Here is a 14,752-nt window from a genome sequence, read left to right on the forward strand (position 1 = left end):
GGAGACCGTCAGGTGTCCGACAACCCGGGCGCGGCGGGCTCGCCGCCGCGCCCCGGCGCCGGCTCCCCGGTCGAGGCGGCCGCCGCGGGCACGCGGCGGCGGGGTGTGCACCCGCTGGCGCGCTTCCTCATCCGGCGCATCCTCATCGCCGTGCTGCTGGCCTGGGGCATCACGCTCGTCACGTTCCTGCTGACGAACCTGGTGCCCGGCGACCCGGTGGCCGCCAACCTGGGCCAGCGGGCGCTGGGCGACCCGGCCATCGTGGCGCAGTGGCGGTCCGAGCACGGCCTGGACAAGCCGCTGTGGCAGCAGTACGGGATCTACCTGCAGGGTCTGGTCCAGGGTGACCTGGGCATGAGCCAGCAGAGCCACCGCCCGGTCAGCCAGGACCTGGCCGAGTTCGTCCCGGCCACGCTGGAGCTGGCGGGCGCGGCGATCCTGATCTCGCTGGTGCTGGGCGTGGCCTTCGGCGTGGTCGCCGCGCTGCGCAGGGACCGGCTGTCCGACCACGTGCTGCGGCTGGTCAGCCTGATCGGCATCTCGGTGCCGACGTTCTGGCTGGCGCTGGTGGCGTTCTACGTGTTCTTCTTCCGGTTGCAGATCACGCCGGGCAGCGGTCGCGTGGACGCGGCGCTCGGCTCGGCGCCGGCGGTGACCGGGCTGCAGACGGTCGACGCGCTGCTGGCGGGCCGGTGGGACATCTTCACCTCCGCCGTCGGCCATCTGATCACGCCCGCGCTGGTGCTGGCGCTGTACACGATCGGCCTGCTGACCCGCTTCACCCGTTCCGCGGTGCTGGAGGTGCTGGGCCAGGACTACGTCCGGGCGGCCCGCGCCAAGGGGCTGCCGGGCCGGGTGATCCTGTTCAGGTACGTGCTGCGTTCGGCGCTGGTCCCGATCATCACCGTGGCCGGTCTGGCCTTCGGCAGCCTGCTGTCCGGCACCGTCCTGGTCGAGGCGATCTTCGCCTGGCCCGGCGTCGGCCAGTACGCCTACAAGAGCGCCACCAGCCTCGACCTGCCCGCCGTGATGGGCGTCGGCCTGGTCGTGGGCGTGGTCTACCTGGTCATCAACCTGATCGTGGACGTGCTGTACGGCGTCATCGATCCCCGAGTGAGGCTGCAATGAGAGGCAAGGGTCTGCTGGGCAGGCTGCCCGAGGCGTGGCGGCAGCCGCTGGCCGTCGCGGGCGCCGTCCTGGCCGTGGCCTGGCTGGTGATCGCGCTGGCCGCGCCGTGGCTGGCGCCGCACGACCCGCTGGCCCAGGACCTGCCGCGGCTGGCGCCCCCGGGTCCGGGCCACTGGTTCGGCACCGACCAGCTCGGACGCGACATCCTGAGCCGCGTCATGTACGGCGCGCGGGTGTCGATCCCGCTGACGTTGCTGCTGGTCGTGCTGTCGGTGCTGGTCGGCGGCCTGCTGGGGGCGTGCGCCGGGTACTTCGGCAAGTGGGTCGGCGAGACGATCATGCGGATCGCGGACCTGGTGTTCGCGTTCCCGACCGTGATCCTGGCCATGGTGGTGGCCGCGGCGCTGGGCGCGAGCCTGGGCAACGCCGTGCTGGCCGTGCTGGTGGTGGCCTGGCCCGCCTACGCCCGCGTCACCCGTGGGCTGGTGCTGGGCGTGCGCGAGCGGGAGTTCGTGCTGAGCGGGCGGCTGCTGGGCTTCTCGGTGTGGCGCTCGCTGCGGGTGGACGTGCTGCCGAACGTGACCGGCCCGATCCTGGTGCTGGCCACGCTCGACATCGGCACGGCGCTGCTGCTGCTGTCCGGCCTGTCGTTCCTGGGCCTGGGCGCCAAGCCGCCGTCCCCCGAGTGGGGCGCGATGGTGGCCTCCGGCGTGGAGGTCTTCGACAGCTGGTGGGTGGCGACGTTCCCCGGCCTGGCGATCCTGACCGTGGTGCTGGCGTTCAACTTCCTCGGCGACACGCTGCGGGACGCGCTCGACCCGCGGACGGCCCGCGCGATCAAGGAGCGTGCGTTGTGACGCTGGACATCACCGGCCTGAAGGTGTCGATCCACGGCAAGGAGATCCTGCGCGGCGTCGACCTGAAGCTGGCCGCCGGGCGCGTGCACGGCCTGGCCGGCGAGAGCGGGTCGGGCAAGACGATGACGGGCCTGGCCGTGCTGGGGCTGCTGCCGCACGGCGCGCGCGTCTCGGGCCGGATCGGGCTCGGCGAGCGGGACCTGCTCACGCTGCCGCCCAAGGAGCTCAACCAGGTGCGCGGCGGCGAGGTCGCCATGGTCTTCCAGGACCCGGCGACCAGCCTGCACCCGATGCTCACGATCGGCCGGCAGCTCACCGAGCACATGCGTCACCACCTGGGCCTGGGCAAGGCCGAGGCGAAGGCGCGGGCGGTCGAGCTGCTGGGCAAGGTACGCATCCCGGGCGCCGAGGAGGCGTACGGGCGCTTCCCGCACCAGTTCTCCGGCGGCATGCGCCAGCGCATCGCGATCGCCGTCGCGCTGGCCTGCTCGCCCAAGGTGCTGATCGCCGACGAGCCGACCACGGCGCTGGACGTGACCGTGCAGGCGGGCGTGCTGCGGCTGCTGCGCGGGCTCTGCGACGAGCTGGGCCTGGCCGTGCTGCTGGTCACGCACGACCTGGGCGTCATGTCGGCGGTCGCGGACGAGGTGAGCGTGATGAAGGACGGCCTGGTCGTGGAGACCGGGCCGCGCGGACGGGTGCTGCGCGACCCCGAGCACCCCTACACCCGCGCGCTGCTGGACTCGCTGCCTGATTCTGCGCCTGATTCTTCTGTGCCTGATTCTGCTTCGGACGTGGAGGGCTGATGCTGGACATCGAGGACCTGGTCGTCGAGCACCGCTCCCCCGGGCGTCCGGTGGTGCGGGCGGTGGCGGGGGCCAGCCTGACGGTACGGGCGGGCGAGGTCGTGGGCCTGGTCGGCGAGTCGGGGTGCGGCAAGTCCACCCTGGCGCGGGCGGTCTGCGGGCTGAACCCGATCACCCACGGGTCGATCGCGTTCGAGGGGCAGCAGGTCACGCCGCTCGGCCTGCGCCGCAGGAAGCTCACGGGCATCCAGATGGTGTTCCAGGACCCGTACGCGTCGCTGAACCCGCGGCGCCGGGTGGGCGACCAGATCGCCGACGGCCTGCGCACCGCGGACGACACCCGTACCGACCCGGCCGACCTGCTGGAGCGGGTGGGCCTGCCGCGCGAGTTCGCCGGACGGCACCCCCACGAGTTCTCCGGCGGCCAGCGGCAGCGCATCGCGATCGCCAGGGCGCTGGCGGCCCGGCCGCGGCTGCTCATCGGCGACGAGCCGATCTCCGCGCTGGACGCCTCCGCCCAGGCCCAGGTGGCCCGGCTGATGCGCGACCTCGCGGTGGACTCCGGGGCCGGGCTGCTGTTCATCAGCCACGACCTGTCGGTGGTGCGGCTGATCGCCGACCGGATCGCCGTCATGTACCTCGGCAAGATCGTCGAGGTGGGCGAGACGGCCGAGGTGTGGGACGACCCGAAACATCCGTACACCAGGGCGTTGCTGGGGGCCATCCCCAAGCCGGACGGCATGGGCGTGCTGCCCGCCGAGCTGGCCGGGGACGTGCCCGATCCGGCGAACCCGCCGGGCGGGTGCCGGTTCAACCCGCGTTGCCCGCTGGTGATGGAGGTGTGCCGCGAGAAGGAGCCGGACTTCGGGCCGGTCGCCTGCTGGCTGCACGAGCCGGCGTGAGCCGGCGGCACGCCGCGCGGGTGGCGGCCGTGCGGCGGGCGATGGCCCAGGAGGGCATCGACGTGCTGGTGTTGCGGCCCTCGCCCGACTTCCGGTTCCTGAGCGCCTCCCCCGAAGGCCCTCTCCCCGAAGGCGCCTTCCCTGAGGGCGTCCTGCCTGAGGCCGTCCTGCCGGAGGGCGCCGCGCCGGACGGCGGCGTCGCGCCGGGCGTGTTCCTCGTGGTGACGGCCGACGCGATCGTCGAGACCCGCGACCCGGCTGGCCTGGTGCCCGCCTCCGCGCGCCGGGTCGGGGTGGACCCGGAGATGCGGGCGAGCGAGCTGTTCCGGCTGGCGATCGCCGCCGAGCTGGTGCCCGCCTCCGCGGTGCTGGCGCCGTTGCGGCTGCGCAAGGACCCGGCCGAGCTGACCGCGCTCGGCAGGGCGGTCGCGGCGGCGGAGGCGGTGCTGGCGCAGGCGGCCGAGCTGGCCTGGTTCGGCGCGACCGAGCGGGCGATGGCGCGCCGGCTGCGGCTGCTGGCCGTGGAGTCGGGCTGCGAGGAGGTGATCTCGCTGCGCGTGTCGGCGGGCGAGCACACCGCGCGGCCCGAGCACGTGCCCGGCGGGCGCGTGATCAACCCGGGTGACGCGCTGCTGGTGTCGGTGTGCGGCCGCTGGGACGGCTACTGCGCCGAGGCGGGCCGGGTGTTCGCCGTCGCCGAGCCGCCGGAGGACTACGAGGCGATGTACTCCGTGGTGCTGGCCGCCCACCGCGCGGCGCTGGCGGCGCTGCGGCCGTCCGTGCCGTTCGCGGAGCTGGCCAGGACGGTGCACGAGGTCATCGACGCCAGCGGGTACGGCCGCTTCGCCGCCCCGCACGTGGGCCGCGGCGTGGGCCTCGGCCACGACGAGGGACCGCGGGCCGGCGAGGACGCGGTGTTCGCCCCCGGGATGACGGTCTGTCTGGAGCCGGCCATCTACGTGCCCGACCTGTTCGGCGCCCGGGTGGCCGACGTGGTGGCCTGCACGGCCGCCGAGCCGGTGCCGCTGGGCACGCGGCCGCACACCCTGCACGTCCTCGACCGCTGAGGCGGCCTGCGCTTACGCTGGGTGACGACGATCACCGGGGGGCGTCGTGGACCAGTTCGTGCTGCTCATGCTGGTGCTGCTGGGCGCGCTGGTCACGGTTCCGCTGGGTGAGCGGCTGGGGCTGCCCGCGCCGGTGCTGATGACGCTGCTGGGCATCCTGCTGGCGGTGCTGCCGTTCGTGCCGAACGTGGACATCCCGCCGGCCATCGTGCTGCCGCTGCTGCTGCCGCCGTTGTTGTACGCGGCGGCGCGGCGTACGTCCTGGCGGCAGTTCGCGGCGAACTGGCAGCCGATCTTCCTGCTCGCGGTGGCGCTGGTGTTCGTGACGACGGCGGCCGTGGCGGCCACGGCGTACGCGCTCGTCCCCGGCCTGCCGCTGGCGGCGGCGGTGGCGCTGGGCGCGCTGGTCGCGCCGCCCGACCCGGTGGCGGCCACGGCCGTGGCCGGACGGCTGGGCCTGCCACGGCGCATGGTGTCGCTGCTGGAGGGCGAGGGCCTGTTCAACGACGTGACCGCGATCGTGCTCTACCACGTGGCGGTCGCGGCGGTCGTCACCGGCGTGTTCTCCTGGCCGGGAGCGCTGGGCGAGTTCGTGTTGTCGGCCGGGGTGGCCGTGGCGGCGGGGTTCGCGCTGGGCTGGGCGGCCGGGAAGCTGATGGCGCTGCTGGGCGACGCGACGCTGCAGGTCGGCCTGTCGCTGGTGGTGCCGTTCGTGAGCTACGCGGTGGCCGACGAGCTGCGCGGATCCGGTGTGCTGGCCGTGCTGACCACCGCCTTCTACCTCAGCGACCGCATGTGGGACGCCGACGACGTGTTCGGCAGGTTCGCCTCGTCCACGTTCTGGCAGGTGGTGGACACGCTGGTGACCGGGATCGCGTTCGGGCTGATCGGGCTGGAGCTGCACGCGGTGTTCGGCACGGTCCACGGGCGGTTCGGCGAGGTGCTGTGGTGGAGCGCCGCCGTGGTGGGCGTCGTCGTGGTGGTGCGGCTGCTGTGGCTGCTGCCGGCCGCGTGGCTGGCCAAGAAGGGGCGGCGCGAGGACACCGAGGTGCCGATGAGCTGGCGCGAGACCGTCGTCATGTGGTGGGCGGGCATGCGCGGCGTGGCGTCCGTGGCGCTGGCGCTGGCCATCCCGCTGCGGATCCACGACGGGCGGCCGTTCCCGCAGCGGCCGGTGATCGTGTTCATCGCGTTCGCGGTCATCCTGGTGACGCTGGTGGTGCAGGGGCTGACGCTGCCATGGCTGGTGACGCGGCTCGGCGTCAAGGCCGACACGGCGGCCGAGCGCGACCTGGAGAAGCGCCTGGCGATCCGGGCCGCCCACGCGGCCAAGCGGCGGCTGCGGGAGATCGACGAGGCCGAGGACCTGCCCGAGGAGGTGGTCGAGCTGCTCGGCCGCCGCATGATGGACCTCGGGCTGCGGATCAGCCCCGAGGCCGCCGACGACGAGCGGCGCGAGGCGTTCGAGCAGCGGGCGCGGCGGGCCCGGCTGGTGCGGCGGGTGCAGGAGGAGATGATGTCGGCCGCCCGGCAGGCCGTGCTGGACGCCCGCCGCGACCCGCGGGCAGATCCCCAGGTGGTCTCCCGGGTGCTGCGCGCCCTCGACGCCCGGAGCATGCGCTGACCAGCCCGGATCCGCCGCCCGGGGGGTTGACGGTGTGTGATCGGGGGCCGCAGAGGGTAGTCATTTCCTTATGCTGCGGATCGGCACGCTGGGCGCCGCCCCGTCGGTCGGCGTCGTGGCCTGTGGCTGGCACGACAGCGGTCCTGGCCCCTTCACCACCGGCATCAAGCTGATCTACACGCTCGGCGGCCCGCTGCCCGAGCTGCCCGGCCTGCGGATCGGGTCCGGGGCGCTCAGGGGCGCCGAACAGATCGCCGCCGCGCTGCTCCAGGGGCTCGACGTGGTGATCACCGAGCCCGCCTGCCCGGCCGCGCCCGTCGTGGCGGCCGGCATGTGGCACTACGGCTGGACCAGGCGCGACGTGTCCGCCCTGGCCGGGGCGACGGTCGCCGGTCTGGCGCTGGCCACGCAGCCGGGGGCGTGCGTGGCGGAGATCGGGCGCGACGGCACCAGCTCCATCGACGGGCAGATGCCGGCCGAGTCGGTACGGGCCCGCCTGGCGGCGGCGTTCTCCGGCGGCCGGTACCGCACGCCGGAGGTGACGGTGCCGCTGGAGGCGGTGCGGCTCAGCGAGGACACGCCGTGCCGGATCCGGATCGCGCGCACCCCCGGCATCGTCGTCTGAGGCCGTTCCTGGGCTGTGGGGCTCGGCGACGAAGAACCGCCGGCCTTTGGTGGCCCGGCACGAACCCTGGTGTCGCCGCATGTCGTACGGTCGCCAGGGAGCACCTGCGCGCCGACCGAGTTGGAGAGAGTGTGAAGATCACAGGAGTAGAGCTGCGCCGGATCGCGATGCCGTTGGTGGCGCCGTTCCGCACGTCGTTCGGCACCGAGACCGCCCGGGACGTCCTGCTGGTCAGGGTGGTGACCCCCGACGCCGAGGGGTGGGGCGAGTGCGTGGCCATGTCCGAGCCGCTCTACTCCAGCGAGTACGTCGACGGCGCCGCCGAGGTGATCCGCCGGTTCCTGCTGCCCTCCCTGCCGGCGACCCTGGACGCGTACGGCGTCGGCCGCGCGCTGGAACCGATCAAGGGCCACCGCATGGCCAAGGCCGCGCTGGAGACCGCCGTGCTGGACGCGCAGCTGCGGGCCTCCGGCGAGTCGTTCGGCCATTTCCTGGGCGCGGCCCGCGACCGGGTGCCGTGCGGGGTGTCGGTGGGCATCATGGACTCGATCCCGCAGCTCCTCGACGCCGTGGCGGGCTTCGTCGAGGAGGGGTACGTCCGCATCAAGCTGAAGATCGAGCCCGGCTGGGACGTCGAGCCGGTGCGCGCGGTGCGCGAGCGCTTCGGCGACGACCTGCTGCTCCAGGTGGACGCGAACGCGGCGTACTCGCTGGCCGACGCCCGCCGGCTGGCCCGGCTCGACGCGTTCGACCTGCTGCTGATCGAGCAGCCGCTGGCCAACGACGACCTCGTCCAGCACGCCCGGCTGGCCCGCCAGTTGCGCACCCCGATCTGCCTGGACGAGTCCATCGAGTCGGCCGAGCACGCGGCGGCCGCCATCGCGCTCGGCTCGTGCTCGATCATCAACATCAAGCCGGGCCGCATCGGCGGCTACCTGGAGGCGCGGCGCATCCACGACCTGTGCCGGGCCAACGGCATCGCGGTGTGGTGCGGCGGCATGCTGGAGACCGGTCTCGGCCGGGCCGCCAACGTGGCGCTCGCGGCGCTGCCCGGGTTCACGCTGCCGGGCGACACCTCGGGGTCGCGCCGCTACTTCGCGACCGACGTGACCGAGCCGTTCGAGCTGGTGGACGGCCATCTGGAGGTGCCGACGGGGCCGGGGCTCGGCGTCGAGCCGATCCCGTCCGTCCTGGAGGAGGTCACGACGGCCACGGAGTGGATCCCGCTGTAGGGCGCCCGTCCTGGAGGGCGGCCCGGCCGGGGTCGCGGGACCCCGGCCGGTGCCCTGCGGCCGAGCTCGGCCGCAGGCCGGAGTCGGCGAGGTGGCTCACGCCGTGGAGCGCGAGGGCGAGGGTCGTGCCTGCGTTGACGCGCCAGGAGCACCGAGTGCCGGGCGATGACGACGTCCATGCCCGCCGTTCACGAGTCTCCTACGGGTTGTCGCCCATGATCTGCTGTTCGTCGAGGTCCACCTTCACCGAGCCGCGGTAGGCGCGGCTGTGCTCGGCGCAGAGATAGAGCGTCAGCCCCTCGGGGGTCGTCGTACGCGAGAGACCTCCCCAGGCCCGCTTCGGGTCGTACTTGACCAGCAGCGCTTCGAGCGCGCGGAAGTCGGCCTCCAGGGTGGCGTGCGCTTCCGGTCCCCCGGCCTCGGACAGCTCCCTGCGCTCGATCGCGAGGTCCGGGATCTGGGCGATCAGCTCCTTCATCGCGTCGGCCTCCGCCTTGGTCTGCTGGCTCAGGTGGTCCACGCTCATCCCGAGAATCGGCCCCGCGAACGGCGCGGCGTGCTTCAGCACGTTGAGCAGATGCTTCAGGTACGGCGCGATGGTGACGAGCCACTCGGGCGGCTCGTCGAGCTTGTAGCAGCCGTCGTTCCCCGGCAGGCGGTGCCAGGCGCCGGGCTCCTCGCAGTAGAGCCGCAGTTCGTACGCGGCTCCGGTGAGCGCCTTTCGCTTGAGCTCCACCAGGGTGAAGACGCTCGGGCAGAGGATCTCCCGGTACGCCTGCGCGATGCGCTGCGTCCTGACGAACATGCGCTGCATGAACTCCGTCTGCCCGTCGATCTTCTCCCCCTGGGCCATGACGAGCTCCGTGATGCGTTCGATGTCCTCGCGGCTCACGGATCGTTCGGGCGGGGCCAGCCCCAGCAGCAGGCTCGTCACGTTCAGCAGTTCCAGCGATTTCCGGCATTCGATCTGCTCACGCGGCGGATTGAGGAGCAGGCGTCTGTGCAGATCCTCGTAATCGAATCGCTCCGCGCAGGCGACGTCCGTCCCGGTCCCGCACGGGCAGGGGATGAGCCGTTTGATGCTCAGTCCTGGGAAACGTTCGAGCGTCCTGTTCAGGCCGTCGTCGAGAAGGGAGAAGAACGCGGTGGGCAGCGGGCCTCGTACCGCCAGTTCGACCAGGTTGCGGTGCCGGTCGGCCCGGACGAGCGCGACGTGCCGGCCGTCGGGATGCCTCAGCAGCGCGCCCGTACGCCAGTGGTGGTGGGTGGTGAACCGGTGCGACCGGGCGATGAACCAGGTCGGGATTCCCGGCGGCATGGAATTGAGCTCGTACAGGACGCGGATCTCCTTCGACGGCCCGGATTCGCCGCCGTCCCACAGATGCTGGTACGGCGGCGGGTTCCAGCCGAGGCGTTCGACCACCAGGCTCAGATCCGTACCGTCGTTCCCCTCCATCTGATAAGAGAGGTCGTACTTGTCCATCATGTCGAGGAAATGATGGCGTAGTCCGCGGTCGAGATCAGACCAGAGAAAGCTCAGATGTTCCCGCGTGAGAACGCCGTTCCGCGCCGCGACCTCGTCGCTGTCGAGAACCTTGCTGATGTAGGCGTTCACCCATTCGGGGCGCAGGATGACCGACTGCGCGAGATTGGGGTCGTCGTGGTAGTACAGGATGTCGCCGAGCTGGTGCAGCATGACGGCCACGTACTGCTGCTGGATCGGGTCGCCGACCCCGGCGCGGTCCATCACCGCCCACATGCGTTCCGGGGTGATGTGCTTGTCCTCCATCGCCCGCAGTTCCTCGGCCGCCGCCTGCCAGGTGGTGGGCCATTCCGAGCCCATCAGCGGCAGGTTCGCGGCCTGCTCGCGCAGTTCGCCGCGCAGCGCCTCGATGCCCTGGCGCGTCTCGCTGTCGATGGACAGGCCGGCGACGATTCGGGGATATTGGGCGCGTAGTTCGTCCAGGGGGAGGTCGACCGGGCGGTCGCCCTGGTCGGCGTGGGTCGCGATCAGCAGGATCGGCGATTCAGGAGCGCGCGCGGTGATGATGTCCAGCCAGTACTGGAGTCTCCCCTGTTCCCATCCGAGCCGCGAATTCCACGCGAGCAGGAAAAGGGACCGGTCGGTGAGGAAGAACTGGTGGGTGGCGTGGTAGATCTCCTGGCCGCCGAAGTCCCACACGCTCAAGTGCATGTCGACGTCGGCGCGGCTGGGATGCGGGATGTTCAGCCGTTCGATTCTCAGGCCGTGCGTCGAGGGTTCGGCGTGGTCGTGCGGCATTCCCGCCAGCGCCTTCAGCAGCGACGTCTTGCCCACGCCGCCCTCGCCGACGATCAGCAGTTTGGACACCCATTGCTCGGCCGCTCCGTCGCGGCGCGCGCGCAGGAACGTGAGAATGGACACGGTGCCGCCGGCCACGATGGCGGGAGGCGGGCTGATGATCCGGTTTCCGCGTACGGAAAGGACGGAAAGCCTTGGCAGCCGGAGGACGAGATCCGGGATGACGGAGAGCTCGTTGTCGTCGAGGAGGAGTTCCTCGAGCCTGCCGAGTCCGGCGATCGCATCCGGCAGTTCCGTGAACCGGTTGCTCGACAGATGCAGATGCGCGACGCCGGCGAGCCGCCCGAAAGCCGCGGGCAACGTCGACAGCCGGTTGCCCACCAGGTCGAGCCGCACGAGGCCGCCGAGTTCGCCGATCTCCTCCGGCAGGGTCGTGAGCTGGTTCTCCCGCAGTTGCAGTACGGTGAGCGCCTTGAGGCCGCCGATCGCGGCCGGCAGCGTCGGAAGCTCGTTCTCCGCCAGAGCGAGTGTGGTGAGCGCGGTGAGCTTCGTGATCTCCTCGGGAAACGTCGTGAACGCGTTGTTCTGCAGGTACAGCGTGTTGAGCGCCTGGAGCCGGCCGATCGCGGCCGGCAGCGTCGACAGGTCGTTGCCGTCGGCGTCCAGACGGTCCAGGAGAACGAGCCGGCCGATCGACTCGGGCAGCGCCGTCAGCTGGTTCTCGTCCAGGTTCAGCGCCGTGAGAGCCGTGAGATCGCCGATCGCCTCCGGCAGTTCGGTGAACAGGTTGCCCGACAGGTTCAGGTTGACGAGGGCCGTGAGGCCGCGGATCGTCTCGGGCAACGTGCTCAGCTCGTTGAGCGACATGTTCAGCTCGGTGAGCCGGGTGAGGTCGCCCACCACCTCCGGGCAGGCCGTGAACGCGTTGCCCGACAGGTCCAGCCTGACCAGGCCAGAAAGGCCGCCGACCACGCCCGGCAACGAGCTGAACTGGTTGTTCGACAGGTCGAGCCCGGACAGTGCGGTGAGACCGCCCACGGTCCGGGGCAGCGCCCGGAGCTGGTTGCCCGACAGGTACAGATCGGTCAGAGCGGTGAGCTCGCCGATCGCGTCCGGCAGCACGGTGAGCTGGTTGCGCTGCGCGTACAGGGTGATGAGCGCCTTCAGCCGGCCGATCGACTCCGGCAGCGCCGTCAGCTGGTTGCCGTCGGCGTCCAGGCGTTGCAGGAGACTCAGCCGGCCGATCGACTCCGGCAGCGTCGTCAGCCGGTTCTCGTCCAGGTTCAGCGCCGTGAGAGCCGTGAGGCCGCCGATCGGCTCCGGCAGCGTCGACAGCTGGTTGCCCGACACGTTCAGCTCGGCGAGGTCCCGCAGCCCGGCCACCGTGTCGGGCAGGACGGCAAGGCGGTTGGTCGACACGTTCAGCTCGGTGAGGGCCGTCAGGCCGCCGATCGACTCGGGCAACGTGCTCAGCTCGTTGAGCGACACGTTCAGCTCGGCGAGGTTCCGCAGGCCGCCGATCGACTCCGGCAGCGCGGCAAGCTGATTTCCCGACACGTTCAGGACGGTGAGAGCGGCGAGGTCGCCGATCTCCCTCGGCAACGCGCTGAGCCGATTTCCCGACAGCTGCAATCTGCCGAGATTGCCGAGACCGCCGATCTCCACGGGTAACGCCGTGAGCTCGTTGTCCGACAGCGACAGCTCGGTGAGTGTGGTGAGCCCGCCGATCTCCCTCGGCAGCGCGCTGAGCTGATTGCGTTGCGCGTAAAGGGTGGTGAGCTCCTTCAGCCGCCCGATCGCCGCCGGCAACGAGCGCAGCCGGTTGCCGTCCACGTCCAGATGCCGCAGGGCGGTGCACCGGGCGAGCGCGTCCGGCAACGCCGTCAGCGCGTTGTCGTACAGGTTCAGGGTGTCGAGATTCCGCAGGCCGCCGATGGTCTCGGGGAGCGTCTCGAGCAGGTTGCTCGCCACGTACAGCGTGCGGAGCCCCCCGAGCTCGGCCACCGCTTCGGGCAGTGCCAACAGGCCGTTCGCCGACAGGTTCAGCGCGGCCAGGCCGGTGAGGTCGGCGAGCTCCTTCGGCAGAATCGAGATGCTGTTGCCCGACAGGTCCAGCTCGACGAGAGCCGTGAGCCGGCCGATCTCCGCGGGCAACCCGTCGAGCCGGTTGCCCTCCAGACTCAGGATGGTGAGTGCGGTGAGAGCTCCGATCTCCTTCGGCAACGCGCTGATCCGGTTGCCCTGAAGGAACAACTCGCTGAGAGCGGTGCAGCCGGAGATCTCGGGCGGCAACGCGGTGAGCCGATTGCGCTGCGCGTACAGGATGACGAGCGCGGTCAGCCGGCCGATCTCCGGGGGCAGCGCCGACAGCCGGTTGCCGTCCGCGTCGAGGCGTTCCAGTGCGGTCAGGCGTCCGATCGACGCGGGCAGCGTCGTCAGCTCGTTCTCGTCCAGGTTCAGCGACCTGAGTTCGGTGAGATCGCCGATCTCCTCGGGCAACGACGAGAGCCGATTGCTCGACAGGTCGAGCGTTCTGAGCTCCTTGAAACCGTGCACGGCGGCGGGGAGCTCCGTGAGGTCCAGGTCGCTCAGGTCGAGTTCCTCGCCGCCGCCTTCCTGAGCGAGGGCGATACGTCGGCCCACCTCGTCGTGATCGGTCATCGCGTCCCATCGACTCCTTCGCCCGGCCGGTGATCTCTCCGCCATCATGGTCCGCCGTACCGGCCGCGTCACCCCCCCTATGACCATCCGCGGTGACGTGGCCGGCCCCGCCGGCCGGGGCGGCCGAGGTCTCCGGGTGGCGGGAATAATGCGTTGCGTCCGGTCGCTGAGCGGCCCACCATGGTCAGCATGTTCCCGCACGTCCGCCGCGCGACGCCCGCCATGCCGGGCGTGTTCGGGCGTGCCTGCGACGGCCTGGAGCGCTGACCTCTCCTCGTAAGTCCTGATGTGACCCGGCGGGGGGAGGTTGCCGGCCCTTCGACGGGTCACGGGATTCCAGGCTTCGAGGAAGAAGACATGGCCAAGCAGGCGTACGTGCGGAACAAGCCGCACCTCAACATCGGCACGATGGGGCACGTCGACCACGGCAAGACCACGCTGACCGCGGCGATCACGAAGGTGCTCGCGGAGCGGGGGCAGGCGCGTACACGCCGTTCGAGCGGATCGACCGGACCCCGGAGGAGACCTCCAGGGGCATCACGATCAACATCTCGCACGTCGAGTACGAGACCGACACCCGCCACTACGCGCACGTGGACATGCCGGGCCACGCCGACTACGTGAAGAACATGATCACGGGGGCGGCGCAGCTCGACGGCGCGATCCTCGTCGTGTCCGCGCACGACGGCATCATGCCGCAGACCAGGGAGCACGTGCTGCTGGCCCGCCGGGTCGGGGTCGAGCACCTGGTCGTCGCCGTCAACAAGGCCGACGGCGCCGACCCGGAGCTGACGGACCTGGTGGAGCTGGAGCTCGCCGAGCTGCTGGCCGGGCACGGCTACCGAGACGTCCCGATGGTGCGGGTGTCCGGGCTGCGGGCTCTGGAGGGCGACCCGGTCTGGACGGCGTCCGTGGAAGCGCTGCTGCGGACCGTGGACGAGCACATCCCCGTCCCGGTCCGGTATGTGGAGGCGCCGTTCCTCATGCCCGTCGAGAACGTGCTCACGGTCACCGGCCGCGGCACGGTCGTCACCGGCGCCATCGAGCGCGGCACCGTACGGGTGGGCGACACGGCAGAGGTGGTCGGGTTCGGCGACGGGTTCACGGCGGTCGTGACGGGCGTGGAGACGTTCGGCAGGACGATGGAGCGGGGCGAGGCGGGGGACAACGCCGCCGTCCTGCTGCGCGGGGTGCGCCGCGAGCAGGTACGGCGGGGCATGGTCCTGGCCGCGCCCGGCACCCTGCGCGCGCACCGGACGTTCACCGCCCGCGTGTACCTGCTGACCCCGGAGGAGGGCGGCCGGCGGCGGCCGATCGCGTCCGGGTACCGGCCGCAGTTCTACCTGCGGACGACCGACGTGCCCGGTGAGCTGGCGCTGCCCGCGCCGGCCGAGCCGGGTGACACGGTGACGGTGACGGTCGAGCTGGGCAAGGCGGTCGCCGTCGAGCCCGGTCTCGGCTTCGCCGTCCGCGAGGGCGGCCTCACGGTCGGCGCGGGAACCGTCCTGACGACACCCGCCTGACGGGCGGAGGCCGGGAACCGCCGTACGGGCGGATCCCGGCCTCCTT

The 14,752-nt window shown here is 71.7% G+C and carries 9 protein-coding genes and 1 pseudogene; 9 read left to right on the forward strand and 1 reads right to left on the reverse strand.

All coding sequences use genetic code 11. From position 1 onward, the window contains the following. The first annotated feature begins 12 nt into the window (after nucleotides 1-12). The 8 genes from ACFYUV_RS16675 to menC all read left to right on the forward strand — a co-directional run bounded on the left by ACFYUV_RS16675 (nucleotide 13) and on the right by menC (nucleotide 8,241). Nucleotides 13-1,128: an ABC transporter permease gene (locus ACFYUV_RS16675; RefSeq protein WP_358286349.1), complete on the forward strand. Its 1,116-nt coding sequence runs from the start codon at nucleotides 13-15 to the stop codon at nucleotides 1,126-1,128. After that, the gene (locus ACFYUV_RS16680) at nucleotides 1,125-1,985 is read left to right on the forward strand and encodes an ABC transporter permease (protein WP_352328927.1); all 861 of its coding nucleotides are present in this window, start codon (nucleotides 1,125-1,127) and stop codon (nucleotides 1,983-1,985) included. Before ACFYUV_RS16675 ends, ACFYUV_RS16680 begins: the two co-directional genes overlap by 4 nt. Continuing rightward, nucleotides 1,982-2,791: an ABC transporter ATP-binding protein gene (locus tag ACFYUV_RS16685; RefSeq protein WP_387669383.1), complete on the forward strand. Its 810-nt coding sequence runs from the start codon at nucleotides 1,982-1,984 to the stop codon at nucleotides 2,789-2,791. The genes ACFYUV_RS16680 and ACFYUV_RS16685 overlap by 4 nt, the downstream gene beginning before the upstream one ends. Then, the gene (locus tag ACFYUV_RS16690; RefSeq protein ID WP_387669385.1) at nucleotides 2,791-3,693 is read left to right on the forward strand and encodes an ABC transporter ATP-binding protein; all 903 of its coding nucleotides are present in this window, start codon (nucleotides 2,791-2,793) and stop codon (nucleotides 3,691-3,693) included. Before ACFYUV_RS16685 ends, ACFYUV_RS16690 begins: the two co-directional genes overlap by 1 nt. After that, nucleotides 3,690-4,760 (forward strand): M24 family metallopeptidase, encoded by a 1,071-nt coding sequence (locus ACFYUV_RS16695; RefSeq protein WP_387669387.1) that lies wholly within the window; start codon nucleotides 3,690-3,692, stop codon nucleotides 4,758-4,760. Before ACFYUV_RS16690 ends, ACFYUV_RS16695 begins: the two co-directional genes overlap by 4 nt. 46 nt (nucleotides 4,761-4,806) lie before the next feature. Further along, entirely contained in the window at nucleotides 4,807-6,384 is a 1,578-nt protein-coding gene (locus ACFYUV_RS16700) for a Na+/H+ antiporter (protein ID WP_387669388.1), read from the forward strand. A gap of 70 nt (nucleotides 6,385-6,454) precedes the next feature. Then, complete coding sequence (locus tag ACFYUV_RS16705; RefSeq protein ID WP_357976614.1) at nucleotides 6,455-7,009, forward strand: acyclic terpene utilization AtuA family protein; 555 nt, start codon at nucleotides 6,455-6,457, stop codon at nucleotides 7,007-7,009. A 131-nt stretch (nucleotides 7,010-7,140) separates the two neighbouring features. Next, a complete protein-coding gene (gene menC, locus ACFYUV_RS16710) occupies nucleotides 7,141-8,241 on the forward strand; it encodes an o-succinylbenzoate synthase (RefSeq protein WP_387669390.1) in 1,101 nt (366 codons plus the stop codon). Nucleotides 8,242-8,440: 199 nt separating this feature from the next. On the opposite strand, the gene ACFYUV_RS16715 is transcribed toward menC, so the two are convergent. Next, nucleotides 8,441-13,609, reverse strand: coding sequence for a COR domain-containing protein (locus ACFYUV_RS16715; RefSeq protein WP_387669392.1), 5,169 nt, complete (start codon nucleotides 13,607-13,609; stop codon nucleotides 8,441-8,443). On the opposite strand from ACFYUV_RS16715, the pseudogene tuf reads away from it, so the two are divergent. After that, a pseudogene (tuf, locus tag ACFYUV_RS16720) lies at nucleotides 13,541-14,706 on the forward strand (elongation factor Tu). The gene ACFYUV_RS16715 and the pseudogene tuf sit on opposite strands and share 69 nt — an antisense overlap. Nucleotides 14,707-14,752: the final 46 nt, after the last annotated feature.

Source organism: Nonomuraea sp. NPDC003560, from assembly GCF_042878785.1.
In the GTDB taxonomy this organism is placed as follows: domain Bacteria; phylum Actinomycetota; class Actinomycetes; order Streptosporangiales; family Streptosporangiaceae; genus Nonomuraea.

Coding starts and splice junctions, on each gene's coding strand:
- ACFYUV_RS16680 (WP_352328927.1), top strand. CDS start 1,125: ATGAGAGGCAAGGGTCTGCTGGGCAGGCTGCCCGAGGCGTGGCGGCAG.
- ACFYUV_RS16690 (WP_387669385.1), top strand. CDS start 2,791: ATGCTGGACATCGAGGACCTGGTCGTCGAGCACCGCTCCCCCGGGCGT.
- ACFYUV_RS16705 (WP_357976614.1), top strand. CDS start 6,455: ATGCTGCGGATCGGCACGCTGGGCGCCGCCCCGTCGGTCGGCGTCGTG.